The 26,247-nt window shown below is 49.2% G+C and carries 26 protein-coding genes; 5 read left to right on the forward strand and 21 right to left on the reverse strand.

What is annotated here, in order from left to right; genetic code table 11:
- Positions 1 to 14: 14 nt before the first annotated feature.
- A complete protein-coding gene (locus NSU14_RS14410) occupies positions 15 to 896 on the reverse strand; it encodes a LysR family transcriptional regulator (protein ID WP_042236432.1) in 882 nt (293 codons plus the stop codon).
- 113 nt (positions 897 to 1,009) lie between these two features.
- Between NSU14_RS14410 and NSU14_RS14415 the strand changes: the two genes are divergently transcribed.
- Positions 1,010 to 2,389 carry an MFS transporter gene (locus NSU14_RS14415; protein ID WP_340945717.1) on the forward strand — a complete coding sequence of 460 codons (1,380 nt, stop codon included), beginning with the start codon at positions 1,010 to 1,012 and terminating at the stop codon, positions 2,387 to 2,389.
- Positions 2,390 to 2,471: 82 nt separating this feature from the next.
- Here NSU14_RS14415 and NSU14_RS14420 read toward each other — a convergent pair whose 3' ends face one another.
- The 6 genes from NSU14_RS14420 to NSU14_RS14445 form a co-directional block, all read right to left on the reverse strand.
- A complete protein-coding gene (locus NSU14_RS14420; RefSeq protein ID WP_340945719.1) occupies positions 2,472 to 3,803 on the reverse strand; it encodes a serine hydrolase domain-containing protein in 1,332 nt (443 codons plus the stop codon).
- 99 nt (positions 3,804 to 3,902) lie between these two features.
- Positions 3,903 to 4,211, reverse strand: coding sequence for a hypothetical protein (locus NSU14_RS14425; protein WP_340945721.1), 309 nt, complete (start codon positions 4,209 to 4,211; stop codon positions 3,903 to 3,905).
- Between the two features lie 51 nt (positions 4,212 to 4,262).
- Positions 4,263 to 4,805, reverse strand: coding sequence for a GNAT family N-acetyltransferase (locus NSU14_RS14430; RefSeq protein WP_340945722.1), 543 nt, complete (start codon positions 4,803 to 4,805; stop codon positions 4,263 to 4,265).
- Between the two features lie 109 nt (positions 4,806 to 4,914).
- Positions 4,915 to 5,622, reverse strand: coding sequence for a bacillithiol biosynthesis deacetylase BshB2 (bshB2, locus tag NSU14_RS14435; RefSeq protein ID WP_076245831.1), 708 nt, complete (start codon positions 5,620 to 5,622; stop codon positions 4,915 to 4,917).
- A gap of 38 nt (positions 5,623 to 5,660) precedes the next feature.
- Positions 5,661 to 6,005 carry a YojF family protein gene (locus NSU14_RS14440; RefSeq protein WP_042137271.1) on the reverse strand — a complete coding sequence of 115 codons (345 nt, stop codon included), beginning with the start codon at positions 6,003 to 6,005 and terminating at the stop codon, positions 5,661 to 5,663.
- Between the two features lie 9 nt (positions 6,006 to 6,014).
- Positions 6,015 to 6,677 carry a TetR/AcrR family transcriptional regulator gene (locus NSU14_RS14445; RefSeq protein WP_340945727.1) on the reverse strand — a complete coding sequence of 221 codons (663 nt, stop codon included), beginning with the start codon at positions 6,675 to 6,677 and terminating at the stop codon, positions 6,015 to 6,017.
- A gap of 173 nt (positions 6,678 to 6,850) precedes the next feature.
- On the opposite strand from NSU14_RS14445, the gene NSU14_RS14450 reads away from it, so the two are divergent.
- On the forward strand, positions 6,851 to 8,278 hold the full coding sequence (locus tag NSU14_RS14450) for an aldehyde dehydrogenase family protein (RefSeq protein ID WP_340945729.1): 1,428 nt from the start codon (positions 6,851 to 6,853) through the stop codon (positions 8,276 to 8,278).
- A 19-nt stretch (positions 8,279 to 8,297) separates the two neighbouring features.
- Here the strand turns inward: NSU14_RS14450 and NSU14_RS14455 are convergent, their stop codons facing one another.
- Positions 8,298 to 8,687, reverse strand: a complete 390-nt coding sequence (locus NSU14_RS14455; protein WP_340945731.1) for a DUF5071 domain-containing protein — start codon at positions 8,685 to 8,687, stop codon at positions 8,298 to 8,300.
- A gap of 172 nt (positions 8,688 to 8,859) precedes the next feature.
- On the opposite strand from NSU14_RS14455, the gene NSU14_RS14460 reads away from it, so the two are divergent.
- A complete protein-coding gene (locus NSU14_RS14460; RefSeq protein WP_340945733.1) occupies positions 8,860 to 9,006 on the forward strand; it encodes a hypothetical protein in 147 nt (48 codons plus the stop codon).
- Between the two features lie 81 nt (positions 9,007 to 9,087).
- Here the strand turns inward: NSU14_RS14460 and NSU14_RS14465 are convergent, their stop codons facing one another.
- The 6 genes from NSU14_RS14465 to NSU14_RS14490 form a co-directional block, all read right to left on the reverse strand.
- Positions 9,088 to 9,219, reverse strand: a complete 132-nt coding sequence (locus NSU14_RS14465) for a hypothetical protein (protein WP_256703943.1) — start codon at positions 9,217 to 9,219, stop codon at positions 9,088 to 9,090.
- A gap of 267 nt (positions 9,220 to 9,486) precedes the next feature.
- Positions 9,487 to 10,626 carry an IS200/IS605 family element RNA-guided endonuclease TnpB gene (gene tnpB, locus NSU14_RS14470; protein WP_340945740.1) on the reverse strand — a complete coding sequence of 380 codons (1,140 nt, stop codon included), beginning with the start codon at positions 10,624 to 10,626 and terminating at the stop codon, positions 9,487 to 9,489.
- A gap of 219 nt (positions 10,627 to 10,845) precedes the next feature.
- The gene (locus tag NSU14_RS14475) at positions 10,846 to 11,595 is read right to left on the reverse strand and encodes a hypothetical protein (protein WP_340945742.1); all 750 of its coding nucleotides are present in this window, start codon (positions 11,593 to 11,595) and stop codon (positions 10,846 to 10,848) included.
- A gap of 404 nt (positions 11,596 to 11,999) precedes the next feature.
- Entirely contained in the window at positions 12,000 to 12,614 is a 615-nt protein-coding gene (locus NSU14_RS14480) for an HD domain-containing protein (RefSeq protein WP_340945744.1), read from the reverse strand.
- 105 nt (positions 12,615 to 12,719) lie between these two features.
- On the reverse strand, positions 12,720 to 13,709 hold the full coding sequence (locus NSU14_RS14485; protein WP_340945747.1) for a Gfo/Idh/MocA family protein: 990 nt from the start codon (positions 13,707 to 13,709) through the stop codon (positions 12,720 to 12,722).
- Positions 13,710 to 14,726 (reverse strand): Gfo/Idh/MocA family oxidoreductase, encoded by a 1,017-nt coding sequence (locus tag NSU14_RS14490; RefSeq protein ID WP_340948944.1) that lies wholly within the window; start codon positions 14,724 to 14,726, stop codon positions 13,710 to 13,712. It abuts the gene before it with no gap.
- A 186-nt stretch (positions 14,727 to 14,912) separates the two neighbouring features.
- Here NSU14_RS14490 and NSU14_RS14495 point away from each other — a divergent pair, with 186 nt between their 5' ends.
- Positions 14,913 to 15,779 carry a MurR/RpiR family transcriptional regulator gene (locus tag NSU14_RS14495; RefSeq protein WP_340945751.1) on the forward strand — a complete coding sequence of 289 codons (867 nt, stop codon included), beginning with the start codon at positions 14,913 to 14,915 and terminating at the stop codon, positions 15,777 to 15,779.
- Here the strand turns inward: NSU14_RS14495 and NSU14_RS14500 are convergent.
- The 4 genes from NSU14_RS14500 to NSU14_RS14515 form a co-directional block, all read right to left on the reverse strand.
- Positions 15,774 to 16,127 (reverse strand): Asp23/Gls24 family envelope stress response protein, encoded by a 354-nt coding sequence (locus tag NSU14_RS14500; protein ID WP_039291716.1) that lies wholly within the window; start codon positions 16,125 to 16,127, stop codon positions 15,774 to 15,776. The genes NSU14_RS14495 and NSU14_RS14500 overlap by 6 nt on opposite strands.
- Positions 16,128 to 16,149: 22 nt before the next feature.
- Positions 16,150 to 17,571, reverse strand: coding sequence for a sensor histidine kinase (locus tag NSU14_RS14505; protein WP_340945754.1), 1,422 nt, complete (start codon positions 17,569 to 17,571; stop codon positions 16,150 to 16,152).
- Positions 17,549 to 18,256: a response regulator transcription factor gene (locus NSU14_RS14510; RefSeq protein ID WP_042137244.1), complete on the reverse strand. Its 708-nt coding sequence runs from the start codon at positions 18,254 to 18,256 to the stop codon at positions 17,549 to 17,551. Before NSU14_RS14510 ends, NSU14_RS14505 begins: the two co-directional genes overlap by 23 nt.
- A 249-nt stretch (positions 18,257 to 18,505) precedes the next feature.
- Positions 18,506 to 19,300 (reverse strand): SDR family oxidoreductase, encoded by a 795-nt coding sequence (locus NSU14_RS14515; protein WP_340945757.1) that lies wholly within the window; start codon positions 19,298 to 19,300, stop codon positions 18,506 to 18,508.
- A 117-nt stretch (positions 19,301 to 19,417) separates the two neighbouring features.
- Between NSU14_RS14515 and NSU14_RS14520 the strand changes: the two genes are divergently transcribed.
- Positions 19,418 to 20,302, forward strand: a complete 885-nt coding sequence (locus tag NSU14_RS14520) for a LysR family transcriptional regulator (protein WP_076246003.1) — start codon at positions 19,418 to 19,420, stop codon at positions 20,300 to 20,302.
- A gap of 85 nt (positions 20,303 to 20,387) precedes the next feature.
- Here the strand turns inward: NSU14_RS14520 and NSU14_RS14525 are convergent, their stop codons facing one another.
- The 3 genes from NSU14_RS14525 to NSU14_RS14535 form a co-directional block, all read right to left on the reverse strand.
- The gene (locus tag NSU14_RS14525) at positions 20,388 to 23,201 is read right to left on the reverse strand and encodes a glycoside hydrolase family 2 TIM barrel-domain containing protein (RefSeq protein ID WP_340945761.1); all 2,814 of its coding nucleotides are present in this window, start codon (positions 23,199 to 23,201) and stop codon (positions 20,388 to 20,390) included.
- Between the two features lie 172 nt (positions 23,202 to 23,373).
- Positions 23,374 to 24,855 (reverse strand): Lsa family ABC-F type ribosomal protection protein, encoded by a 1,482-nt coding sequence (locus NSU14_RS14530; RefSeq protein WP_340945763.1) that lies wholly within the window; start codon positions 24,853 to 24,855, stop codon positions 23,374 to 23,376.
- Positions 24,856 to 25,214: 359 nt separating this feature from the next.
- The gene (locus NSU14_RS14535; RefSeq protein WP_340945766.1) at positions 25,215 to 26,072 is read right to left on the reverse strand and encodes a Cof-type HAD-IIB family hydrolase; all 858 of its coding nucleotides are present in this window, start codon (positions 26,070 to 26,072) and stop codon (positions 25,215 to 25,217) included.
- Positions 26,073 to 26,247 lie beyond the last annotated feature (175 nt).

Raw genomic sequence — 26,247 nt, forward strand, 5'->3', positions numbered from 1 at the left:
GCTCACAGCCCCCTTCATTCTTCATTGTTTCCATCAAAATATTCAATAACGACGTCACGGAATATCCGTCCAGCCTGTGAAATGTAGCGGCTCTTATGCCATAACAAGGCGATTTCCCTGACCAGGCCCTGATCCTCAACAGGGATCAACACTATATTATCCTGGGCATTCTTGGCCGTGCCGGGTATGAAGGCTAAGCCGATTCCGGCTTCCACCAGGGCGACGAGCCTTGCCGGTTCATCCCCTTCATACACATACTTTGGGGTAAATCCTGCGGATTGGCATACGGAGTCCACCAAATCACGAATCCCGTAGCCTCTTGTGACACCGGCAAACCATTCATCCTTGAGCTCTATTAGGGATACGCTCTGGCGGCCTGCCAAACGGTGCCCCGCTGGAACGGCAACATAGATAGGGTCGGTGCAGACGATTTGACACTCCATCTCTTCTCCCCATACCGGAGGTGAGGACAAACAGAAATCGACCTCTCCCCTTCGAAGAAGGGTAATCATCTCCTGCATGGACAGCATTTGTACGTGAAAATGGACAGCCGGCAGCTTTTTGCGGAATTCCCGGAGGATATTAGGCAATGTGCTTGCGGTGGTGACGGCTAATTCAAGTGTATCCGGCTCCAGGCTGGACAGATCTCTAAGCTCCTGCCTCCCCTGTTCCAATTCAAACAAGGCTTTCTCCGCACGCGGAAGGAATCTGCTGCCGGACTCATTTAAGCGCAGCTTCCTCCCGGTCCGGTCAAACAGGGGAACCCCAAGATCCTCTTCCAGGCGCTGGATGGTCTTGCTGAGTGAGGACTGAGTCACATGCAACGTAAGCGCAGCCTCGGTCATATGCTCCAAACGGGCCACTGCGATGAAATATTGCAATTGAAGAAGTTCCATAACCCGCCTCCATTCATTCCCTCAAGTCTATGAAATCATAACATAAAATGCGTTGGAGTAAATAATCCAATTCAAGTACGATATCCCTAACGCAATGATAGGGGGAAATTACAATGAATACCCGCAGCTGGTGGTTAATGATATCCGTCGGGCTGGGAATCCTGCTAAACCCGCTCAACTCTTCGATGGTTTCTGTGGCTATACCACGATTACAGCATCAGTTTCAGCTTGATTACACCGTAGTCTCCTGGATTATCTTCTCATTCTATATTGCCAGCGCGGTTGCTCAACCTGTCATGGGCAAAGCCAGTGATATATTCGGACGCAGGACCATCTTTCTTACCGGGCTGGTTATTGTCTTCGTTGCTTCTATATTAGCTCCTTTGGCCCCGGGCTTCGGGTGGCTGATCGTATTCCGGATTGTTCAATCCGTTGGAACCAGTATGGTGGTGGCGGTAGGAATGGCTATTGTACGGGTGCATATTACGGAGAAGCAGGCTACCGCACTGTCTGTTCTGTCTATGTTCACATCGGGAGCCGCAGCCATTGGGCCTTTTATCGGAGGGGTACTGATTCACTTATGGGGCTGGTCGTCCATCTTCTTCATCAATGTTCCCTTTGTGACGGCAAGCTTTGTGTTAGCCTGGAGGACTATTCCTAAGGACCAGCCGCTGGCGGCCGCTGCCAATAAGCTGTCTATGCGCCAATGGATGAACCGTATGGATGTAGCTGGTATTCTGCTATTCTCTGTAGGTCTGGTTGCCCTGCTAGCTCAACTGCTGTCTGCCAAATCCTCCGGACATGTCTCCTTATTCAATGTTATAGCCGGACTTGCCGGACTTGTTCTACTTGCATTCTTCGTGCGGCATGAGCTCAGCGCAAAGTCACCTTTTATTCCGCTGCGGACTTTCGCGAGCTATCCGGCGCTGACCTGGGTCAATCTCCAGTTCATGCTGGTTAATCTTCTGTTTTATTCTGTCTTTTTCGGCTTGCCGTCTTACCTGCAGCTGGTTCGTCATGTCAGCGAGTTCCACACGGGAATTCTTATGTTAAGTCTGGGTTTATGCTCACTGGTTGTCTCTCCGCTGGCTGGGAAATGGATTGATGTATCAGGTCCAAGGCCCGCCATGGTAGTATCCGCAATCCTTATGACACTCGGATCAGTATGGATCGTGATGTTTAATCCGTCATCTCCGTTGATCAGCATATGCCTCGCTCTGGCGGCCTTCGGAATCAGTAACGGATTGAACAATGTCGCGATGCAAGCCGCCTTGTTCAACAGTTCCCCCAAAGACATTATCGGCGTATCCTCCGGATTATTCAGTACGTCCAGATACTTCGGGACCATCCTCTCTTCGTTGCTGATCGGCATCGTGATGGGGAATCAGTTCAGCTTCGGTGGATTCCGGGTACTGGGGATCATCCTCACCGTTGTTGCTCTGTCTCTGGTGTACATGGGCTGGCGGCGTATGGATTCAGTGCAGCAACTATAGAATCTTATAAAAAGGCTCCTCCGCAGTCCTTCTGACTGTCGGCGGAGCCTTGATAGGTTCTTATTAAGTATCTGCAAAACGTCTATGCTTCTGCCATAAGCCCCTTCAATCTTCCTGAAACAGATTCACTATCAGGGAAGATTGCGGCAGCACAGGTAAGAACGCGGATAGCTTCTTCATGGTGACCCCTCCAGCTTAAGGTATCGGAGACACGCACAAATTCAAAATCTGCGGAATAATACTTGTCTTGCTCCAAACTATTGATACGCTGGTATTCTTCAAGTGCTTTATCGATTCCATTCGTTACAGCAGCTTCGGCAACAAGATGTGCCATCGACTGCTTGAGCTGACTAATATCCGAACCCAGCAGCAGATCAAGAATTGGATAGGTTGCACTGCCAAGCCATACATAGTCACAGTTGGTCATTATAGAGATGCCTATATTGTCATCCGGGAACAGGATCAGGTCACTCAGAAAGCCGGTATCCCATCCGGAATGCGAGAGAATCCGGGACCCTTTATACTCACCCAGGAACCAGCCCAGCCCGACCTGCTCATGCTCAGGGCCCCAGCCTGTAGCCATAGTAGGATTCCACATCAGATCATAGCTGCCGGGCTGTAAGGCGTTATACCGGTCCTTGGCCTTCCCCTGGCTCAGCTGCATCAGCAAATATTGGCACATATCTTGGGCATTGGTATACAGCGTGGAACTGGGGGCATGCGCCCTGTTGTATGGAAACACCTCACTTACGGCGGGGCCGTACCCTGCTGAATTCTTCAGCACATGAGGAGCGGCCAGAGCACTTTCCACCTCCTGCTTCAGAAATGAACTGGATGTCATCCCCGCCGGTTCAAGAATATGCTCATTCATATACTGCTCAAAGCTCAGACCGCTGACCTTGGCGATCAAATCCCCCAGAATCTCATAAGCGATATTACTATAAGCAAAATGAGTGCCGGGTTCGCTCAGCAGCTTGTGACGGCTGACGCTTTTCACGTACCGTTCGAGACTCTCTTCATCGTATTCAGGCCGGTCCCAGGCATAATCCTCTTCATCCGGCATGCCGGAGGTATGGTTGAGCAGCTGCCCTACAGTAATCTGAAGATAACGTTCATCCTCCATTTTGATATAAGGAAGATAGTTCTTGACGGGCGAATCCAGCTCTACCTGTCCGCGTTCCACCAGCTGCATAACCGCTGTAACTACGAATGTTTTGGAGACGGAGGCTTGATGAAATAAAGTGCTGCTATCCACTGGCTCACCCGTCGCCACATTGGCTGCTCCATACTCACCTGTGAAGATAACCTCGTTATCTTTAACAATGCCTATAGCTAATCCCGTAAACGGTCCATTCTCAACAAAATCGGTTAACATCTCGTGCAACGCATTTTCGATCGTCTGATAGGTATTCATTCTATTGCCCCCTAAATGTGCCGTACTCATTGGATAAATATAACATCACCAGGGGTTACTTAATGTGTAATAAACAGATTAACCTGAACTTTCCCCAAGCTACCCTTCAACCACGTCAGCCCGCAGGGCGGTGGCAACCTCGAGCATTACAGGAACTATGGCTTCTGTGGAAAGGGCTACGTACAGATCTCCCATGTACAACCGGAAAGGAAACTCCATCCCTTCATAGCTCCACATGAAAAAGTCACCCTCAATGGACATCGTGCTCTCGGGTCCTTTTACCGTTAAGACTTGCGAGTACGAGAAATCGGGTTTGTCTGCAAAATACTGTGTGCACTCTTCCAATGTAATGGCTTGCTCTGCATTGCCTTCCTGCATCGAACGGGTAATACACAAACGCTGACTCATAGATGAACCTCCGGAATTAAGATTATGAATGCTATGACTGCATTGCTTCTGTTAGATAAGATCTGACGGATTGAGAATGGCCAGAATCTGATGATCCTCCCATACTCCCTTGATCTTCACGTTGCGCTGGGCAATTCCTTCCTTGTGGAACCCGGCATTCTCCAGCACACGGATTGATCCGGGATTACCGGGGGAAGCTTCCCCTGTGATCCGGTGGAACTTCAGCTCCTCGAAGGCATAGTGTACTACTTGCTTCACAGCCTCAGTCATGTAGCCTCTTCCGTTATAATCCTTATCCAGGCTGTACCCGATCATGCAGCTCTGCAGCGGTCCCCGCACCACAAAAGACAACCCTACGGTGCCGATAATCCGGTGATCTGCCTTGTGACATACCAGAAAATCGTATCTTTCGTCCTCTGCCCTGTCTTCCTTATACTGTGCAATCTTGTCGCGCTGGTACTCTTCTGTATAGAACTCCTCAGGTACATCAGGCGAATGTTTCTCAAAAAACTCCCGGTTGCGCTTGTACATCGCCGTCAGCTCAACAGCATCTGTATCCTCAGGGAACCGTATGTACACTTGTTGTTCTGCCATCAGTAACACTCCTATCGAGCTAAATTCATCACATAATTCACTGCATCTTCGAGATTAACGGCAATATAGTCCGGTTCGGTAACGGAAACTTGTTCTATGTACTTAGCACTTATGTCTGCGCACACAGCAATTCTCCAATCCGTTTAGTCGTATCATGCTCCTCGAATGAATAGGTCCAGAACCGTTCTATGCCGAACTTGCTACGGATAATATCATCTGTTATATCACGGCCGCCAAGAAGCTTGTCTGCTTGGAACTGGGAGCTGTGCGATAGAATAGACTTAATCTTCACAGCGAGGAATGAGGTCACATCTATAGTTACATCCGCTTTCCCGATCATCTTCTCATGATTGTTAGAGAAAGCGGAGCAATGTACAACTGGCCTTTCTGTCAGAGGTAACCGGGCAATGGTGCGAATAACAGCAGCGCCGGTGGCATCATGATCAGGATGAACGCTGTACCCCGGATAAAAGGTAATGACTAGCGACGGAGCCAGCTCCTGAATCAGCTTCATAATCTGACTATCCAGCAGATCCGGGTCTTCGAACTCGATCATTTTATCATGGAAGCCGAGCATTCTTAAGTCTTGAATTCCTATTGCCTGACAGGACGCGGCGAGCTCCTCCTTACGGATCACCGGCAGGGTAACCCGGTTCGCGATTAAAGGAACCCCCATGTTGCGGCCCATCTCGCCGAGTGTCAGACAAGCATAAGTAACCTCAGCCCCTTCTTCAATGTACATAGCCAAGGTTCCGGATACAAAGTACGCCTCATCATCGGGATGGGGAAGTACAACTAAGATCTTCTTATTGTCCATAGGTCTGCTATTCACGGTTGCTTGATCCTCCATTTGCATTAAAAAGGGTTCCGGCTAAGCTGCAGCGCCACAATCAGCTTGCCTTGATTATCATGTCCGGCCAGGATTAGCCTCTCAGTTTCGTTCTCATCCACATGGGTAAGCCCCTCGGCATAAATCCAGCCCTGCTCTGTCTTCAGGCCGACCCGGTAAGGACCTGTTCCCGAAATCGAGCCGTGCGTGTAGCGGATAAGTGCATTACTGATGAACGCCGATCCCGGCGGACGCGAACTGTCAATGTGACTGGCATAAGCACCAGTTGTGAGCTCCAGGTGTATATAAAGGTCCTGACCGGTGAACCGGTCGATTTGAGTTTGGATATCTTTTGGGTGAATTAGCTGCATATTGTCCTCCTACAGTGTACGATTGTATTTCTCTGCGACATGATTAATGACCGGAATGATCAGATGATCATCGATGAGCCCCATCTTCTCCGGGCGGAACAGCTGGATTTTCTTGAAGTGATAATAGTCCGTCAGTACCTGCTGAATGGAGGTCTGATTCTGCAGTAAATATTTCGTATTCATAATCTCGCGCAGCAGCAGCTCATCTTGAAGCAGAATGAACCTTTCGTTGAGCGGCTGGAATATGCCTTTGTCTATACCATGGCGGTAGAATTCCAGCGATTGCTGCTCGCGCTGCAATAATGCCGACCTCAGGCTGTCGGACAGCTCCGGGTAAGCGCTCTGCAGCTCCTTCAGGAACACCTCAGATATTTTACCGGCGAGCGAAATTGACTGCTCAAACAGCTGCTGAAAAGAAACCCCGAGGAATTCTTCCTCCACCTGCACGGAAGGAAGCTTCAATTGATCTATGTAGTCCACAAAAATGTACACTACACCAGTAATGATCTCTTCTTTGGAGGAGAAATGCTTGTACATAGTCGCACGGCTGACATCCATCAGCTTCGCGATTTCTTCCATTTTCAGCTGCTGGAAGCCATCCTTCATAACGGCTGGAATGATTTTTTTCAATAGCTTGCTTTGCGCCTGGGACTTCTTTGGGTCTAAGGACATACTGTTTTTTCCTCCTGTTGGCCAGTGAACCCATTATACATGAAAATCACATAGCAAGAAACAAAATAAACAATATAGACACTTTATGCTCTTTTTGTTTACTTTGATTACTTATCGTGATATTATTTCCTCGTCTTCATACTATCCCATCTTAAGAACAGGAGAATGTCTACATGTTTACATTGGATCGCATGTATGTGAATGGCGAGTATATCGAACCGCAAGGGAAGGAGATTCAGCGGCTGATCAACCCGGCTACCCAAAAAGTGATAGGTCAGGTTGTACTCGGTAATGAAGAGGATGCCCGACTGGCTATTGCTGCGGCTAAGGAAGCTTTTGCAACTTTCTCTCAGACTTCTGTGGAAGAGCGTAGTGAAATGCTGCAGCGGCTGCATGATGCTGTACTGGCGAATATGGATGCAATGGCGGAAGCGAATATTATGGAATATGGCGCCCCGACAAAATCAGCCATCGGCCGCGTGAAGCTGGCTGCCGCTAATTTCCTCGATACGAAGCAGGCGCTGGACAACTTTGAGTTTGTCCGTTATATCGCTTCTGCCAAGGTAGTCTCTGAGCCTGCCGGTGTCGTCGGGATCATTACGCCCTGGAATGCAAGTTATTCACAAATCACGGCGAAGCTTGCGGCTGCCATTGCTGCGGGATGTACGGTTGTCATCAAGCCGAGTGAGCTTAGTGCCCTGCAGACCGAAAGAATTACGGAAGCCTTCCACCATGCAGGACTCCCCAAAGGAGTCATTAATGTCGTGAATGGTTACGGTCATACCGTGGGTGCTGAATTCACCCGCAATCCGGATGTTGCGTTTATTTCTTTTACCGGATCGACCCGTGTCGGCAAAGAAATCCTGAAAGGTGCAGCAGAAATGCTGAAACGGGTTACGTTGGAACTCGGCGGTAAGTCACCTAACATAATTCTGGATGATGTCGATTACACCAAAGTGATTCCAGTAGCAGTAGCTCAAGGATTTATGAATAATGGGCAGGCTTGCGTAGCAGGTACACGCCTTCTTGTCCCGGAGCATCGTCTCCAGGAGGTGAAGCAGCTGGCACAATCAGCTATCGGGGCAGTGAAGGTCGGCAATCCCTGGGAGGAAGACACGGTGCTTGGCCCTATTGTTACGGAGAAGCAGTTCCTGAACGTACAGCGTTATATTCAGACAGGGATCGATGAAGGTGCTGAATTGGTGACCGGAGGTATCGGCCGGCCTGCGGGATTAGAACATGGATATTTCGTTAAACCCACCCTGTTCGTTAATGTTACGGAGGACATGACGATTGCCAGAGAGGAAATCTTCGGACCCGTATTAGTGGTTCTCACCTATAAGACCGTGGAAGAAGCGATTGCTATCGCCAATAACACCAACTATGGGCTTGGGGCCTATGTGCATTCCACGGACCTGGATCAGGCCAACCGGGTTGCCTCCAGAATTGCTGCAGGTGTTGTGAGCATTAATGGTGCCAGCCCGGAAATGAAAGCCCCCTTCGGCGGTTACAAACAGTCAGGGCTTGGCAGAGAATACGGGGAATATGGTATTGCGGAATGTCTGGAGACAAAGACGATTACGGGCCACGGTATGCAATAATTACAATTGCTCAAGGAATTCAGCTGAAATCCTTGAGCAATTCTCTTGCTGTAATATGGACTTCTTCAAGTTCCTCACCCTTGGTTGGGTTATAGGCTATTCGCTGAATCTGCTTCTCTAATGGATGTCTGAATTCCTCAGGCAATTGGCTAACATAACACTGCAGGCACCATGCCTTCCATATGCCATCTCCTCCGTTTAGAACCTCCGCTACGTATGGAACCGTCTCTTTAGGAACCGACAGCAACAAATTGGCCACTTCTTTTGCTATCGGCCAGTTTATATCCTGCAGCCATTGTAACAACTCCGGGATTAATGGAATGAGGTCCTGTTTATCCAGCTTCTTCAGATCGTGTACCCGTTCAAAATCGTGTTTGTCTCTTGGCAATAGAGTGATCGAATCATTCATTTATTTGCCCCCTTCTTAGTATTAGTTGGTCACCAACATCCCTCCTTGTGCATATGCTAAAGCCATATTGCTTACAGGAAGGAAGCTGAATGAATTGCTACGTACGGACCCGGTATATCAGATTCTGAAGTTGCTTGAAGAAGAGAAGGAACCCCGCTTCAATCAAATAGGTATGGACGAAAGAGATTTCAAGATTACCCTGACCCATATTCACGAAGCCGGTTATGCTAATTCAGGTGAGTTAACTCACTCAGGCTTCAACTATATTCATGGGTATGAACAAAGGTTGAAATTCAACCAGTCCCTGCAGAATTCTTAGTTTTATATTTCAAAAGAAAAAGCCTCAACAGTGAGGCTTTTTCAGTGTAGTACCATTTACGAATGACTTAGGCGCAATCATCTACAGCTCATAATAATATTTCAGCTTGTTATTAACGAAATACAGATATTGATGGCCGTATACGATATATCCCAAATCTTCGTTGTAGCTGTCGGGCTCTCCCCATGACAGATAGACTTGTTCAAACGTCATGTCGGTAATGATCCGCTCATCCCGGATAGCAGCCCATACGGCATCACTGCTGGGATAAGCTGTTCTAGGATTCGTGAACTACCCCCACCTATAGAGGTGGCGGCTTCTTGGAAACAACCCGGACTTGCTCAAAACGGCGTACATCCGTGAGCAGCGGTCAGATTTATTGCGCGCTTAAGCAAATGGAGGGAGCGGCTTTTCCTCCCTTCGCATCTGCTCAGCGCCCTACCCAAGCGATCCCCGCAGTCCCTGCGGTTCGGGGTCCAGTTAACGCACTCCTGTGCCTTGCAGCAGGCGAAGCCCTTCGGTTCGAATGTTCAAGCTCGCATTGACGTCACGGTCATGGTGGACACCGCAGCTGGGGCAGCTCCATTCCCGGATGTGGAGCGCCTTCTTCCCGCCTGGATGCCCACAAGCCGAGCACAGCTGGCTCGAAGGAAACCAGCGGTCCACCTGTACGACTTGTTTGCCGTACCACGCCGCTTTATAGGTCAGTTTGGATAGAAAGCTTGACCACGAGACGTCATGAAGCGACCGGGCAAGTCTGCGATTCCGAACCAACCCTTTGACATTCAGCGACTCCACACTGATCACATCGTGGTTGTTGACGAGATCCGTGCTGAGTTTGTTCAGAAAGTCATTTCGTTGGTTGGCCACTTTTTCATGCAGCTTGGCGACCAGAATTCGCTGCTTCTGGTAGTTGCGGCTCTCGCTGAGCAGATGTCCGTCCTTCTTCGCCTGCTGCGCCCGGCGCGATAGTTTGCGCTGCGCTTTCGCTAGGGTAGCGGCGGTTTGGGCGAGAACTCTCGGATTCGGTACCTTTGTTCCATCCGAGAAAATTGCAAAATGCGCAAGACCGAGATCAATCCCGATCACCGAACCCGTTTGGGGTTTGGGCGGAATGTCCGTTTCGCACAGCAGGGAGACAAAGTACTTGCCGGATGCGGTGCGGGAGATCGTCGCTGACTTGATCACCCCTTCCGGTTGTCGATGTAGTTTGATACGTACCGGCTTCATTTTGGGCAGCTTCAGATAGCGACCCGCCTGAATTGCAATCGTTCCTTTTTGATTATTCGTGGTGTAGGATTGAACGGGATTTTTGCGGGATTTCCACTTGGGGAAACCAGAGGCGGGCTGCTGGAAAAAGTGGCGGTAGGCGGTATTCAGGTGGAGTTGCGCATTAGCCAGAGCCAAACTATCGACTTCTTTAAGAAAGGGAAATTCATTTTTGTATTGCGCGGGTGCCTTGAACTTGATTTTCTCACCAGTTTCTTGATGCTTTTGGTACGATTCGATGCGGTCATGGAGCATGAGATTGTAGACTTTGCGTACGCAGCCGAAGGTTTTGGCGAATAGTTCCGCCTGCTGTGTTGTGGGTTCCAGGCGATATTTGAATGCTTTGAGCACAAGAAGGCCTCCTATGTACGTGGTGCGCCTTCGATTTGCTGTTCAACCCGAAGGCGAGTCCGCAAAATAGAACAAAGTTCCAGCTGGCCAAATCAACCATGGACGCAATCCACGAACAAATCGGCCAAGACCATTGCAGGAACATACATTCGCTTTCCCTAGCATAACCGAAATCCCTTTAAAATCCAAGTCCAAACCGTTGTCATTCATCCAGCCACTTTAGAAGTGGGGGAATTCTGACAACTTTTTGTTAAAAGGACTGTCCGGAATCTTTGCATTTACAGCCCATGCCGAATCACCGTTGAAATTCTCTTTGAAAGCAAAGAGATTCTCTTCCGTGTACAAAGTGTCGGTCTCACTGTCGTCCAGATCCAGCGTCCAGGTTAGTCCAGCTTCACTCAGCATGGTGATCGTAGAAGTATTGGTATCATCCGCGTATTGAACATCTGTCACCCAGTGGCTGCCGGGATGTGCATATAGATAGACCTTCTTGCCCACAGCCTGGCCCATTGTTCCTGGCAGCTTGCTGATGGCGTAGAGCATACTGTTGCTCTTTATTTTGCCTTCTTCCGTACTCCAGATGAACAGCGAATACGAACTGGTGGCATATTTGCCGTCTATGGCTCCAAGCTTAAGCAGTGTTTTGAACGCGACATAGTTGGAGTTTTTGTAGAGTATGGAGTTGTCCTTGTTCAACTTTGCGCTTCCCTTACTTCCGGTGAGGGTCACAACAGAGGCTGCGGTAGCAACGGTAAAGCCGGGAATCTGATTCAGCAGCTTCACAGGTACATAAGCCAAACCATTGACGAGTACAGACTTGGATGCCGAGATCATAAGTGTCCCGTCCACAAATGTGGAAATCTCCGTGTACTTCGGTGCTGCGGCTGCCGCTGCCTGTCCGGTGCCTCCCGGATAACCCAGCCCGATCATCAGCAGTAGTGTAGTGAGCAGTAATACAATCTTTTTCATAGTTGTTCGAATTCCTTCCCCCATTGTATGTAAGCTGCCCCTGGCTGTACGCCGGATTAGCCCAAACCAGTAAATTCGACAATAAGTTAATTATTTCCTGCAAAATTCCTTGAATCATCGACTTTCTGTAGCAGAGATCTGGTGACTTTCATAAAATCCTGCACAGAATACAACATTTCCCTCGTAATATCAGCCCAAATCCAAAATTGTTGTATAAAAGGCAGGATTTCACCCTATTTAAGCGACTTAGCAGGATTATTCTTGTATTTTATACAACAATCTTCCCAAACACCCGGTTACCCATGAATCAAAGTTGTAAAACATACAACATTGTTGTCTACAGCCATAAAAAAGCAGGCACCTGTGGAAAATTTTCCGGGGTACCTGCTGTTTTATCTGCTTCGTTAGTTGAAATCTACTTCTCCATTGCACTCTGCCTTGAAACGTTCCTGGAACTGCAGCTCAAACTTCAGCTTAGTATCAAAAATTTGCTTCGAGCGGTCGAAATTCAGCTGACCTCGTGACTTCTTAAGATAATTATCGAACTCTTCACTCTCCCAGAACCGGATAGTATCCCATACATTCTCCTCTTCATGCGCACTATGGAAGAATTTCATCCATATATCCATGGTTCCGAAATGATCCAGCATATCAGCATCTTGTACAAGCTTTATGTAGTACGGGAGCTCCTCATGATTGCGAATATTATGTAATGCAATAATATCAGATATGAATTCCAGCTGCTCCAGGGAGCATTCATCCTTCAGCAGTGACTTGACCAGAACAGAGCCGGTCTCCTGGTGGGGTTCAATTCCTTTGGTAACGTCATGGAAGATTGAGGCAACATACATGATATCGTCCATTGTACCTTCATCCGGGAACAATTCTTTTCTTAAGCTTAGAGCAATCTTGGCTACCCGCTGACAATGATAATAGACGAACCCCGTCTCTCTCTGCAGATGAGATTTCCGGTGACTCATTGTGTTAAGAGCAATTTCACTAATTCTGTCCAGATTCATTATGTCCACATCCTTTAGGCATTTGTTAATAATTGTATATCATTCCTCTGAAAAGATAAACAAAAGAACAGAGCTTCCCCCAACCGGAAGAAGCCCTGCTCTTTATTATCCGCGATCTGATCCAAACACAAGCCCGGCGCTGGCCTTCGCCTGTTCAATAACCCGCATCACCCGCTCACTGTGTGCGAGCATTTCCGCGGCCGTCTTTCTGTCTTGCTCTCGGATGAATCGTTCGAAGTAAAGGAATTCGTCATACATCCGGTGGGGGTGATCCTTGCGATCCACGCGGACGGGCTTCTCCCGGTTAAGGACGTAATCGTAGGAGTCGCATCCATTCGCAGAACCATTGATCTGAATGTACCCCTCCGTCCCCTGAATGTTCACTGCACCAGGAGCTGTGCTGTCTTTGGCACCAATGCAGACGCATTTGAAATTACCATAGTCGAGCAGCAGCATTCCCGACGTATCGATTCCCCGTTCCATGTTCGCCCGGTATTCCACGTACAGTGGACTTCCGAAGAACCCGAGGACCAGATGGATGTTGTAGATATTAATGTCCATCAAGGCGCCGCCGGACATCTCCGGATTGAATGCAGGCAGAATCTCACCGCGTTTGAAAGCATCATAACGGGAAGAATACTGCGAATAATTGCACGTCACCATTTTAATGGAACCGAGACCAGCCAGCTGCTCTTTCACCGCCACGACATTGTTCAAATATTGATTCGAGATGGCTTCAACCAGGATAAGCTCCCTTCGCTCAGCGATCTCTTTCAGCTCCAGAAACTCCGCCAGATTGGACGTAAACGGCTTCTCGCAGATGACATGCTTGCCGCTAAGCAGCGCCTCCTTGGTGAAGGCATAATGCAGGTGATTCGGCAATGCCACATATATAGTATCAACGTCTGTATCCTGAAGCATGGCGCTGTAATCTGTATAGAGCCTGGCTATCCCGTACTGGTTCTGCAGCTCCTGCAGAGCGTCTTCCCTGCCGGGTCTGGCGAACACGGCTGTCAGTGATATTCCCGGAATCTCTCCGATGAAGCTGAGCAGATCCTTGACAATCATTCCGGCTCCGGCTATTCCCAAGTTCATTTAGCGGCACCCCTTCATTCCCTGCTCCAGAATCTGCATAACGCCTATGGTCTCTTCATCCTTAATCACTTTATTTGTGCCGAGGACGATGGAATCATAGATCCCGTCATACACCCTGGCATAATCGCCTTTGGCTGAGGTGACCTTCTCTTCATGGTACTTGCCCTCATCATCGAGATACGTTAGAATACCATAATGCTCCGGCAGGTCAATACCGAAGTCACTATGTCCCTTAGGCAGATAAAATAACTTCAAATGCTCCTCCTGACGGTCCTTCGTCTGCTTGACGAACACACCTTTTTTACCGTAGAGTACGAAGCTTGGCCGCTCTTTGAGCCGGAAGTAGCTGGATTTAACCGATACTTTTAGCGAAGGGTAGAAGAAATCCAGATCGAAGTAATCATTCATCTGCTGCGGTCCCAGCAATTGGCGGACGTCGTAATGAATGGTATCCGGTTTGCCGAAGTATGACAACACCTGATCAATGGTATGACATCCATGTCCATACAAGTAACTGTAGTACTTAGAGAATGGAGTTGAAGCCGGAACCTCAGGACGGTAGTAATCAAAGTGCATTTCCACTTCCAGCAGATCTCCAAGCTTACCGGATTCTATGACCTGCTGTGCGGTGAGGAAATCCGAGTCATAACGTCTGTTCTGGTAGCACTGAATGACAAGATTCCGCTCTTTGGCATACCGAAAGATTGAGACCGCTTCTTCTTCCGTCAGCATGAAAGGCTTCTCCACCAGAACATGCTTGCCGTGATCCAGCGCCATTTTGGCATAATGATAGTGGGAATCGGTGTTGGTGCATACTACAATCAGCTGAATCTCCGGGTCATTCATCATGGATACAAGATCGTCCGTGTATTCAATCCCGGGCACTCTGGGCCATTCCGCTTTCGTAAGCGTGCGGGCGTAGATCGTCTTGACCTTCAGGTGATCGCGGTTCATGGAAAATGGAAGGTGGTAGCGGTTGGTGCTTTTGCCGTTGCCGATATAGCCGAGTGTTAACATCATAATTCCTCCTCTTCTATTCTCTTTCATTAATTATAGAAAAAAAAGACCCGCCGTGAAGACTTAGCAGGCATAACGGTACAATTATCCGTTCATATGTATTTACCGGCGTAAATCCTTGAACATTATGTTCAGAGCCGGGTCTGTTATAGCTTAGAAATTCAATTCTTGAGGTGAACCTTAGTCATGAAGCTGCTGCTGCAATTAAAGGAAATGAACCATTTTACCCCCAACGAACGAAGCATTGCTGCCTATATCCTGACCCATAAGGAAAGTATACTGCCGATGTCCATACAGGAGCTTGCCAAAGCCACCTATACCTCGCATTCGGCGCTTAACCGCCTGACGCATAAACTCGGACTTGCGGGCTATAAGGAATTCATTCTAAAGCTGGCCCGGGAGTTCCAGATGGATGTCCATAGCATTTCTAATGTGGATGTCAATTATCCGTTTGAGCATGGTGAAACGCCCATTCAGGTAGCCAAAGAAATTGCGGAAGTAATGAAGGCAACCATTGAGAAGAATTTTGCTTTTCTGGAGAATGCCCAGTTAGCCGGGGCTGCTGAAATCCTTGAACGGGCCGGCAAGATCTTCATCTATGCGCTGGGCGATTCCGAGATCCGGGCGAAGAGCTTCCAGAATAAATTAATCAAAATCAATAAATACGCCGTGATTGCGACGGAGCTGTCTGAGTGGGAATATCATACGGTTAATCTTACGCAGCAGGACTGTGCCATTTTCTTAACCTATCACGGGTTATCAGCGAATAATTTGCAGGCGGCAAAGTACCTCACGCGCAACAGCATTCCCTTTATCACCATCACCGCAGCTCACGGCACGGAATTGGCCAAGCTCAGCACCCTGTGTATCCAAGTGCCTGAAGATGAAGTGAAGCATGCCAAGATCGGCACCTTTTCCTCGCAGATTGCCTTTGAATATGTCCTAAATGTCATCTATTCCTGCATCTATAGAATCAACTACTCGAAGAACAAGCTGGCTGCCCGGAAGGTCGTGAAGGATTTCTATACCGATGACGTGAAGACAGATCTATAGGTTGGGAAAAGCGAGCTTATCGACCTTGATATTCACGATAGGCGGAGACAGACCCAGCATATGCTCAACGGCCTGATGGACGTTATCCTTAAGAATCTGGCATACCTCAGGAATCTTGTATCCGTAGTTAATAATGATATCCAGCTGAATCGCCACGGCTTCATCCGTAACATCCACAGACAACCCGTTTGTGCCAATTTTGCCGCTTAGTCGCCGGGCCAGATTTCCGCTGACCGGATTGCCGGACATTCCGGCAATGCCCGGTGTTTCGGTAACTGCATAGCGGATTATACTTGAAATTACCCGGTCAGAAATCTCCACAAGCCCCTTGAACGTATCCTGCTTCATTATTATTCCTCCTGAAAGTTATTTATCTGGGAATCCGGATCATGAACACCGTCGGCTCCCCTTCCCGGCTCTCAAGCATCAGGGAACCGCCCATCTTCTCTACGTTCTTTTTGGCAATGGATAACCCGAGACCTGTCCCACCGCTTGCTGTCGTCCGGGCTTCATCCCCCCGCACAAACGGATCGAAGATCGTGGACCAGAGCTCCTTGGGAATGCCCACTCCATTATCTGCAATCTCAATCCGGACAGTCGTGTCCTCCGGAATGACCGTCACACGGATGCGTGTCCCTTCAGGATTATAGGCCAGCGCATTGGAGATCAGATTGTTGATCACGCTTGCGAACAGCTCCGGATCATAATGGGCATACACCTGCTCTTCAGGCAGCTGCAGCTGTAGCTGGAACTCTTTTTGCTCAATTTCCCCGTAAGTGTCGGCAATAATCTCCCGCAGTTGATCTCCCAGCTCCAGCCGCTCCACGCGAAGAATGAAATCCGGTGAATCCAGCTTGAGCAGGTCCAGCATATGCTGAATCAGCTTCGTCACCTGTACGGATTTGGTATAAATGTAATTCAGGTATTTGGTCTGCCGTTCAGGGTCCGTAACCCGTCCTTCGATCAGCGCCTGTGCATAACCCTGAATACTGGTAATCGGTGTCTTCAGATCATGTGACAGATCGACCATCAGCCGCTGCTTGCTCTTCTCGGCCTGCCGCTTCTCCTCCGTAGTCCGCTCAATGACATCCGCCATATAGTTGAAGCTATTGCCAATCCGCAGAAACTCCGTCTCCGCATAGAGGGCAATCCGTGTATTGTAGTGCCCTTCCATCATACGGTTCATTCCCAGATTTAGAACCCGCAGGGGCTTCTTGATCCGTCTGGAAACCCAGTAGCTATATACAAAGATCAGCATCAGAATCAGCCCGCTGACCACAAACACATAAAAGAACACCGAATGATTCAGATAGGCCAACAGCATTTCGTTGTTAATGGATACGCTGACCACATCGCGGGGAATCTTGAGCAGCAGCCAGGCCACTCCGCTGTCACTATCCACTTGAGAAATGGAGTAGTAATAGGGCTGATCGCTGCGGTTCTCCAGCCCCTGGAACAGACTGTTCTCATCATAGCCCAGGGTCTGATCCTGCTTATCTCCAATAACGCGGATGACCTGCTTGCCTGAATCGAGCAGCTCCAGCCACCCTCCGCTTTGCAGCAGCCGGTCGCTCTCCGGTCCCTGGCCCAGCTCGTTACGGTAATCTCCGGCTTCGACCGACAGATCCGGATCGGGGATCAGCTTCTCCATGATGACGTGAGTGATATCCTTCTGGATGAACAGATAGACCACCAGTACAAGCATCACCAGCATACAGTTGAACAGCAGAAAGTCGATCGTCAGCGACGTTTGCAGCGGACGGTTATCTCTACTTTTCCACGGGTGCTTCAATTTTGTACCCCAATCCCCTGATCGTCTTCAGGTATTCCGGTTTCTTGGAATCGCGCTCGATCTTATCGCGGATATTGCTGATATGCACCATGATGCTGTTGTCCTCATAGACATAGAAGTCTTCCCAGACGGCCTCATAAATCTTCTTGCGCGTAAATACCCGGCCCGGCTGCTCCATCAGCAGTTCGAGGATTTTGTACTCCGTAGAAGTCAGGGCTACCGGTTCGCCGGCCACCTCAACCTGACAGCTGCTCCGGTCAAGCGTTAACCGTCCGAGCACAATCTGTTCCTTCGTCTGCTCTTCTTCTACAGCCTTGGCATCGAACTGATGCACCCGGCGCAGCAGGGCACCGACACGGGCAACGATCTCCAGCGGATTGAAGGGCTTGGAGATATAATCGTCTGCTCCCAGCTCAAGCCCTAGGATTTTATCATGATGCTGGCTCTTGGCTGACAGGAACAGCACCGGGAAATGCTCATGCTCACGGATCCGCTTCAGCAGCTGCAGCCCGTCCATCCCCGGCATCATAATATCCAGAATGGCCAGATCTATCTTGTTATTCTGCATCTGCTTCAATGCCTCAATCCCGTTCTGTGCTTGCAGAATGTTGTATTCCTTCTCCAGATACAGCTGCAGAAGCTCTACAATCTCCGATTCATCATCCGCTATGAGAATGGTATACATGGTGAAATCCCCCTCTATCTAGTCATGCAAGCTGCGCTAACTGTAACTATAGCCTGCCATTCTTAATCCAGTCTAAACCAAATCTAAAGAAAAGCTAAAGATTAAAGCTGCTAATCTTAAGAAATAATATCCTGAAACAGACAAAAAGAACAGCCTGGAGCAGCCATTAAGTGGCTTGCAGGGCTGTTCTTTATCTTTTAGCGCAGAATCGATCCTTCTTGCCAGTGAAAGTGCAAGTACGGCTGCAGCTTAGACCGTAGGCACGGTTCCTCCGTCAATCACATATTCGGCCCCCGTAATGGAAGCTGCACGGTCGGAGGCCAGGAATGCCACCAGCTCGCCTACTTCCTCGGGGAAGCCGGGACGGCCCAGCGGAATCCCGCCCAGCGCATCCATTACGGACTGCAGAGCGCTTTCCGTACTGCCCGTAACCTTGGCGATATTCTCCATCATGGCATCTGCCGCTGTCGTTTGAATGAATCCCGGAGCTACACGGTTTACACGGATCCCTTGCGGGGAGAATTCTTTGGATAGGCTTTTACTGTAATTGCTTAACGCAGCCTTGGCGGCAGCATAGGGAATGGTGGATTCGATCAGCGGCAGTACTCTTTGAATAGAAGAAATGTGGATAATTACGCCCTTACCCTGTTCCAGCATCAAGGGGATCAGGCCCCGGTCGAGCCGGACGGCTGCAAGCAGATTCAAGTTCAGCGCATCCATCCAGTGCTCATCGTTTGCCGCCAGGAACCCGCCGGGAGGCGTAGTACTGCCGCCAATGTTATTTACTACGATATCGATGCTGCCTAAGCGTTCCTTAACCGCAGCAATCACTTTCTCCACGCCTTCTTTGGCAGACAGATCTGCTTGTACGAACAAGTCAGCATCTGTCAATCCGGACGGGAGTGTGCGGGCAGTAGTCATCACTGTAGCACCGGCAGCCTTAAACCGGTTTACGATGGCCTCCCCCATACCTTTAGTTCCGCCTGTTACGAGTATTTTTTTGCCTTCATATTCAGTCATTGGATTTGCATAAGTAATTGTCATGGTTTGGTTCCCCTTTTCATCATTTGATTCTTTAATCTTATGCTTGATTTACTCATGCGTCTAATTTATTATTTTCATTAAATCCATTACTAATATTAATATAAGAGGGGTCCTGAAATGGAGCTAACGCAATTGGAGTATTTCCTGACTGTGGCCCGGCTTGAGCATATGACTTCGGCATCCAAGGCGCTTAGAATTACCCAGCCCGCGCTGAGTCATGCCATCTCCAAACTGGAGAATGAGCTGGGCGTTCCTTTATTTGAGCGGAATGGACGGGGCGTTCAGTTGAACCGGTATGGGGTAACGTTCAGCAAATGGGTGGAAGAAGCCATGAAGAACATCGGTAACGGTATTCGTGAAATTGATGAATGTTCGAATGCGGAGACAGGCGTGGTACACATCTCATATCTGAATATTCTCGGTGTTGATCTGGTGCCTTCACTGATCAGGGATTATCAGGCGGGCAACCCCAAGGTCCGGTTTGATTTGTATCAGGGAAATCACGGGGATATCGATGAAGCTCTGGAGACCGGCACTTCAGATATGCTGATTACTTCCAGAGAAACCACAATGACCGATGACGAATGGATGATTATCCGGCGCATGCCGATCTTTATTGTGGTCTCCACTCAGCACCGGTTTGCTTCACGCTCCAGTCTGAGTTTGTTTGAGCTGTCCGGTGAACCCTTTGTCGGCTTGAAAACGAACTGCGGACTCAAAGCTACGATTAGCTCGCTATTCAAAAACACCCATTTCGAGCTGGCCTCGACCTATGAAGCAGAAGACCTGATTACGGTAGCCGGCTTCATCAAAGCCGGGCTTGGAGTCTCTGTACTGCCGCAGACACTGGGCTTGCTGCTGGACGGCCTGGTCTGGATTCCGATTGAGGAAGAGGGCTGGGAATGGGAGGTCGGCTTGAAATGGCGTCATGACCGTTACCTGTCTCCTGCCTCCAGACGGTTTCTGGATTATATTCAGCAGGTAGGACTGAAGTCTGAATAGATGAAGTCCTACAATCCTGAAAATAACACAAAGGAGCGGCTCTCCCGATGGAGAATCGCTCCTTTGTGTTATTCGTTCGTTACTGCTATTGAATCAGCGCCTGAAGCTCGGCAACAGTTGCCTGGTATTGCGGTTTGAATTCAGCAGACTTCATATAATTAGCCACGCTGGTCAAGAACTGTCTGCCTTCAGGGGTCTCGCTCACCTTGCCTGCATCCAGTGCACATACCAGCAGATTACCGTTGCCTACACGGCACTCCGTAAGGAAGCTAAGCTTATGATTACGTTCGAAATTATCAATGGTCTGCACAACGGGATTCCAGCTGCGGTCCGCATCATCCATGATCAGCGATTTCGAATTCTCCACAATGCTCCACCATGGATAGGTCGAATGCTCCTCACCCGGGAACTCACGAAGTACCGGGTGACTGTTATCAATCAGCAGACCCATTGTACCGACAGGTACAGGCCGGTTCATGCTCTCCGAGATGGAGCGGAACATCGGATAACACCAGAAATCAGTGCAGTAATACCCTTCAATTGCATTCTTCAGGGATTCCGGCTCTGGCATCAGCAGCACATTTCCTCCCTTCTCCAGCTGTGCAAGCGCCTCTTCGGACAGCTTCGTGAATACATGTATGTCCTCAAGCGGGTTGCTGCTCTGCTCAGGGTATACCCACAGGTCGTAGCTCTTGCGGATATCCGTTCCCTGGATGGAAAGGGATAATACGATCTTACTCATCCGCTCTACGACAGGAAGAGTTACCGCCAGATCGCAGATGTCGATATAATGGCTTCCGGCCGGAATGGCCGCTAAGGTTGATCCTTCAGCAATTACATTACCGTCTGCTGCAAGCTGCCATAGCAGCTGAGCGGAATCCGGCATACCGCTGCGGAAGCAGCTAAGCTCCACATGGGCAGCGAACAATTCACCCGCAGTATAATTATACTTAGGGAATCGTGCCATCAGCACCGCATCATTGCAGAACGTACGCCATTCCTCGGCACTGACCAGTCCCTTGGAATCCATGAAGGCATCAAGCACGCCAACCAGCGCAGTTCCCTGACCGCTGAAATCCTGCAGGTCCAGCAGCTGGAAGCCGGCCAGCCGCCGCGAGCGGAAGGCAGCCTCAAGTTCTTCCTTATAACAGGCTACCGCAAGCTGGCCGGAGGCTTCAAAGTATTTCGATGCCAGATGACCCAGTCCCTTACTCTCCAGCCGTTCACGGAAAATCACAAAGTTCTCAGCTTTGATCGAACCCGTGTATTTCGTAATTTCTTCGAAATTAGGGAATGTAGCGTATTGTCCGATCTCATGCGAGACTACCGGAACCTGCGGAATCCATTCGCCGGATTCTCCGCCAGCCTGCACCGTTTTGGCTTCGGTGCCATACTGGATCTGGATCTCGCCGCCGGCAGCAGCAGCCTGTCCTCCTCCATTCATGAAGTCCGGAGGAACGATCTGGTCGTCATAATCCTTCATCGTGCCTGGCACAGCCGTCTGGACATGGCCCAGCGGAGCATCGCACATTGCATAAGAGCCTCTGAACAGGCGGTCCCGGGTAAAACGCACCCCGCTGAAGAAGTCGTCATGCTCCAGAACCTCCGGTACCCATTGGTGGTTATTGGAGCCTTGGGTGTATAAAGGCCGGTCATCGAACGCTTTGTAGTCCTTCAGGAAGGAATCAATCTTCTCTTTGCTGCCCCACAGCTCGTTGCCGAGAGACATCATTACGAAGGATGGATGATTGCCAAAGTCCCGCAGAATGGCATAGCCTTCGCTGATCAGGTAATCCTGCTCTGCCTGATTATGCCCTTCGTCCGTTTCTACCGTAATCGTACCCCAGAACGGAAGCTCCGGCTGCATGTAGATCCCAAGCATATCTGCAGCGGTAAAAGCAGCCTCCGGCGGACAGCAGGTATGGAAACGGTAATGATTGATCCCGTAAGACTTGGCGATGCCAAGAATTCTGCCCCATTCTTCAACATCTGTAGGAGCATAACCGGTCAGCGGGAAGATCAGTCCGTCATGTTTGCCGCGGAGGAAGGTCTTCTCCCCGTTAATCGTGAACTTGTCGCCTTCTGCCCGGAATTCCTTCAGTCCGAAGATAACCTCCTGCCGGTCGATGGCATTGCCTTCGCTATCCTTCAGAACCAGGAGGATATTATACAGATTGGGAGCGGATTCACTCCAGAGCAGCGCCTCTTGACCGAGTGTATAGTCTACTGAGAACTTACCTGGTGATACTATGTACTCCTGCTCTTCTACCGTGTGTGAATCCTCACTATTGAAGCTCTTGGCAGATACCACAAGAGTAGTCTCGCTCTTACTCTCCAGAGTTGCTGTGATGCGGACAGAACGTGCAGCCAGCTCCGAATCCAGGCGGATGCCGCTAAGCTGTGACTCTCCGTAGAATTGCAGCTCCATACGGCCGGTAATTCCGTTCCAGTTCGTCTGGGTATCCGGCGAAGTCAGATGTCCGCCTTTGGTCGGGTAACCCGTGTTATCTACGCGGATCGTGATTGTATGCGTTCCCGGCAACAGCTGCGGGAGCTCGTATACATGTGCGGTGTTCAGACTGTCACGGCTGCCAATCTCCTGCCCGTCCACCCACAGCGTTGTAAGCCGTGTACGTTCCAAATATAGATAACTGCTTTTGCCAGCCAGTTCCTCTGGAATGTCAATCTCCCTGGAGTACCAGACGGATCCTTCGAACAGATATTCATCCGTTAGAGCGCTTACCAGAAACTCCTCATTCTTCGGTCCTTTGCGGGCATGGGAGGTTGTTCCCGGCAGTGTGATTACATCTGTGTAAGGTAATACGAGTCCTTGCTTACTCTCATCTAACTGCAACTTCCATTCGCCTTCGAGGCTGATCTTTGTCTGCAAAATCCTCACTCCTAATCGTGGTAATCTCTAAGCTTCTGTTCTATAGTGCAGGCTGCTTGCTATTCTTCCTGAATAAGCTTAGCATATTACGCCAAATATTACAGTCCTACCTTCCGGAATGCATTCACACTCCATTTACACGCAGAAAAAAAGCCCCTGCCGCTCGCAGAGGCTTGTCATCTTAATCCATAGCTACGATCTTGGTAGCAATATTCGCGCAGAATTCCCGGTCATGCTCCACAAACAGGATTGTCGGCGTATGTTCCATCAGCAGCTCTTCAATCTGCATCCGGGAGATCACGTCAATGAAGTTAAGCGGTTCATCCCAGATATGCAGATGCACCTTCTCACTGAGGCTCCGGGCAATCAGTACTTTCTTCTTTTGGCCGCCGCTGTAAGTGGACAGATCCTTCTCGAACTGGATCCGCGAGAAATCAAGCTTGCGCAGAATCGATTTGAACAGACTTTCATCGATCCCGTGCTCTCTGGCATATTCACTCAGACTGCCCTGCAGATGCGAGGTGTCCTGGGATACATAAGAGATGGCAAGCTGGCTGTCCTTCTGTATGACACCAGTATGATGAATCTCCTCCCCGCAGATCAACTTGAGAATACTCGATTTCCCGGAGCCGTTGCTGCCGGTGAGTGCAATCCGGTCGCCCTGCTCAATCGTGAAGCTCACCTCTGAACAAACACTTTTGTCCCCGTAAAAGACCGAAACTTCATCCAGCTCGGCCAGCTGTTGCTTATGATACGGAAGCTGTGATATTTCCAGACTGTCCGAGCTTTCAATGTTCCGCAGCAGCTTGGATTTATCGGTGATCGCAGATTCCTGCCGCTGCTGGATCGATTTCGAGCGTTTCATCATTTTTGCAGCCTTGTGGCCGACATAGCCCTTATCTAATTTGGAGCCGGAGTTCCGGGTGCCGTTCTTGGACTTCTCGACCTCATGGGCCCAGCCGCCCGTCCGTTTGGCGGAAGCCGATAACCGCTTAATGTCCCGGCGCAGCTTCTCGTCTTCCGCCAGCTCGAAGTTATCCTGCCTCGTCTTATTCTCCCACCAGCTGCTGAAGTTCCCCTTCTGAATCTCAATGTTGGTCTTGTTGATCGACAGGATATGGTCTACACAGTTGTCTAAGAAGGCTCTGTCATGGGAGACCAGAATATAGCCGCTCTTCGTGCTGAGATAGTCACTGACCAGTTTACGAGCCTTCATGTCCAGATGGTTGGTGGGTTCATCAATGAGCAGGAAGCTATTCTCCTTGATGAAAAGGGCTGCCAGCAGCACCTTCGTCTGCTCCCCGTTCGACAATGAGTTGAAGGGCCGGTACAGCACATCCTCCGCCACCTTCAGCAGGTTCAGCTCCCGCATTAATTTCCAGTGTATATAATCCGGGTCAATTTCACTGATTACATCCAGCGTCTGACTTGTGGGGTCCGCAACCGGAAACGGGAAGTATTCAAAGCTTACTTGTGCGGATATCGTCCCGCTGTATTCATATTTGCCGAGCAGCAGGTTCAGGAAGGTGGTTTTGCCCCGGCCGTTGCGCCCGGTAAAGCCCAGTTTCCAATCGGTATCCAGCTGGAAATTCACCTGCTCAAAAATATTATCGTAAGTGCCCTCATAGGCAAACGTCAGATTGCTCACATTGATTAATGACATACAATATCCTCCTGTATAAAATAATAAAAGCTGCAAGAAGGTTATCTTCTTACAGCTCAAATAAATATAGCAAATTCAGCCCTGACGGACTTGAATAAGGATATATTGATTGAGTGAAAAGATGCAGACCCTTCTTGCATATAAAGAATAAAACGCGCGCACGAAATAACGCCCTTATAAGATGAACTTATGAATGAAAATGTAGCCATTCTTAAGATCATGTACTATAAAGCTGTTTTATTGTTTAATACCGCAAGAGAATCCTACACTATACTATTCAACTCCAATCGTTTAATTAAGTGCATTTTACCATGTGCTTTATTGGATATCAACCCGGTCCGTATGCATACAGTGTGTATTTAAGCTGAGATCAGGCCGTATTTCAGGAAACAGTTATACAGTCCGTCTTCCTCAATGTGGTCGGTGATATCATCGGCAATCTCTTTGAGCTGCTCTCTGGCATTACCCATAGCAACCCCCACCTGGACATATTCCAGCATCTCCAGATCATTAAGCCCATCGCCGAGCGCCATACTGTCTTCACGGGGGATATCCAGATGTTTCAGTACATCGGCAATAGCCGAAGCCTTGTGGACACCCGGAATCATCAGCTCCCCGCTGTTCTCTCCAAACAGGGGGATAGAACTCTGGAGTGCTGTGAACCTTCCTTCTAATGCCTCCTGGATCTGATGAAAGGGCAGACTGCTCTCCAGAAAACAAATTTTGTTGACATCATCCAAATATAATTCTTCGTTCCCATAGGTCAGTGTTGCGATATAAGGATGCGGAGACAGCCGTTTTCTCTCCTGCGCTGCAGGATCATTCAGCAGATCACCATAAATTCTGCGTTCCAGATGCGGCTGTAAATTCCGGCTTCCGTATAGGGCAGTGTTGGACTCCAGAATGAAATCCACCTCATTGGCGTGGAAATAATCGATCAGATGTTTGGCATCTTCCGGGGTTACTTTTTTATGATAAAGCATTTCATTGCCGCTCTCTACATACCCGCCTGCGGCTCCAATCAAGCCGTCGAAGCCAATATTCCAGATGGAATCATAGATCTCAGCCTTCGAGCGGCCGGTACACAGGTAGAGCAAATGCCCGTTCTCCCTCGCCTGTCTGCACGCCTGCTGCGCCGATTCCGGTATGATTCCATTCTCTGTGAGAAGTGTTCCGTCAATGTCGATGAAGACTATTTTTCTGCTGTTCTGACTCATACTGTTGTGCCTCCCCTTTTGTATCCTGCCTCTGCAATATAATTTGTGAAACGCATTACATGTCAAGAACTTTTTGGGGGATTTATACACTAACATTCCTTGATGCTCCGGTTAGCCGCTAGGAAGACACTTGGAAAACGGTGCCACCAGCCTCCTTATTAAAGCTACCCGGGAG

It is taken from the genome of Paenibacillus sp. FSL R10-2771 (assembly GCF_038000205.1).
Lineage (GTDB): Bacteria > Bacillota > Bacilli > Paenibacillales > Paenibacillaceae > Paenibacillus_AQ > Paenibacillus_AQ phytohabitans.

What these genes read in the sequence shown, in the direction of transcription:
- NSU14_RS14515 (WP_340945757.1), bottom strand. Translation starts at nt 19,300, where the DNA reads ATGACAATTACTTATGCAAATCCAATGACTGAATATGAAGGCAAAAAA.
- NSU14_RS14520 (WP_076246003.1), top strand. Translation starts at nt 19,418, where the DNA reads ATGGAGCTAACGCAATTGGAGTATTTCCTGACTGTGGCCCGGCTTGAG.
- NSU14_RS14420 (WP_340945719.1), bottom strand. Translation starts at nt 3,803, where the DNA reads ATGAATACCTATCAGACGATCGAAAATGCGTTGCACGAGATGTTAACC.
- NSU14_RS14465 (WP_256703943.1), bottom strand. Translation starts at nt 9,219, where the DNA reads ATGACGTTTGAACAAGTCTATCTGTCATGGGGAGAGCCCGACAGCTAC.
- NSU14_RS14530 (WP_340945763.1), bottom strand. Translation starts at nt 24,855, where the DNA reads ATGTCATTAATCAATGTGAGCAATCTGACGTTTGCCTATGAGGGCACT.
- NSU14_RS14455 (WP_340945731.1), bottom strand. Translation starts at nt 8,687, where the DNA reads ATGAATGATTCGATCACTCTATTGCCAAGAGACAAACACGATTTTGAA.
- NSU14_RS14500 (WP_039291716.1), bottom strand. Translation starts at nt 16,127, where the DNA reads ATGAAGCAGGATACGTTCAAGGGGCTTGTGGAGATTTCTGACCGGGTA.
- NSU14_RS14415 (WP_340945717.1), top strand. Translation starts at nt 1,010, where the DNA reads ATGAATACCCGCAGCTGGTGGTTAATGATATCCGTCGGGCTGGGAATC.
- NSU14_RS14450 (WP_340945729.1), top strand. Translation starts at nt 6,851, where the DNA reads ATGTTTACATTGGATCGCATGTATGTGAATGGCGAGTATATCGAACCG.
- NSU14_RS14485 (WP_340945747.1), bottom strand. Translation starts at nt 13,709, where the DNA reads ATGAACTTGGGAATAGCCGGAGCCGGAATGATTGTCAAGGATCTGCTC.
- NSU14_RS14510 (WP_042137244.1), bottom strand. Translation starts at nt 18,256, where the DNA reads ATGTATACCATTCTCATAGCGGATGATGAATCGGAGATTGTAGAGCTT.
- NSU14_RS14475 (WP_340945742.1), bottom strand. Translation starts at nt 11,595, where the DNA reads ATGAAAAAGATTGTATTACTGCTCACTACACTACTGCTGATGATCGGG.
- NSU14_RS14460 (WP_340945733.1), top strand. Translation starts at nt 8,860, where the DNA reads ATGGACGAAAGAGATTTCAAGATTACCCTGACCCATATTCACGAAGCC.
- NSU14_RS14495 (WP_340945751.1), top strand. Translation starts at nt 14,913, where the DNA reads ATGAAGCTGCTGCTGCAATTAAAGGAAATGAACCATTTTACCCCCAAC.
- NSU14_RS14425 (WP_340945721.1), bottom strand. Translation starts at nt 4,211, where the DNA reads ATGAGTCAGCGTTTGTGTATTACCCGTTCGATGCAGGAAGGCAATGCA.
- NSU14_RS14535 (WP_340945766.1), bottom strand. Translation starts at nt 26,072, where the DNA reads ATGAGTCAGAACAGCAGAAAAATAGTCTTCATCGACATTGACGGAACA.
- NSU14_RS14490 (WP_340948944.1), bottom strand. Translation starts at nt 14,726, where the DNA reads ATGTTAACACTCGGCTATATCGGCAACGGCAAAAGCACCAACCGCTAC.
- NSU14_RS14410 (WP_042236432.1), bottom strand. Translation starts at nt 896, where the DNA reads ATGGAACTTCTTCAATTGCAATATTTCATCGCAGTGGCCCGTTTGGAG.
- NSU14_RS14430 (WP_340945722.1), bottom strand. Translation starts at nt 4,805, where the DNA reads ATGGCAGAACAACAAGTGTACATACGGTTCCCTGAGGATACAGATGCT.
- NSU14_RS14440 (WP_042137271.1), bottom strand. Translation starts at nt 6,005, where the DNA reads ATGCAGCTAATTCACCCAAAAGATATCCAAACTCAAATCGACCGGTTC.
- NSU14_RS14480 (WP_340945744.1), bottom strand. Translation starts at nt 12,614, where the DNA reads ATGAATCTGGACAGAATTAGTGAAATTGCTCTTAACACAATGAGTCAC.
- bshB2 (WP_076245831.1), bottom strand. Translation starts at nt 5,622, where the DNA reads ATGGACAATAAGAAGATCTTAGTTGTACTTCCCCATCCCGATGATGAG.
- NSU14_RS14445 (WP_340945727.1), bottom strand. Translation starts at nt 6,677, where the DNA reads ATGTCCTTAGACCCAAAGAAGTCCCAGGCGCAAAGCAAGCTATTGAAA.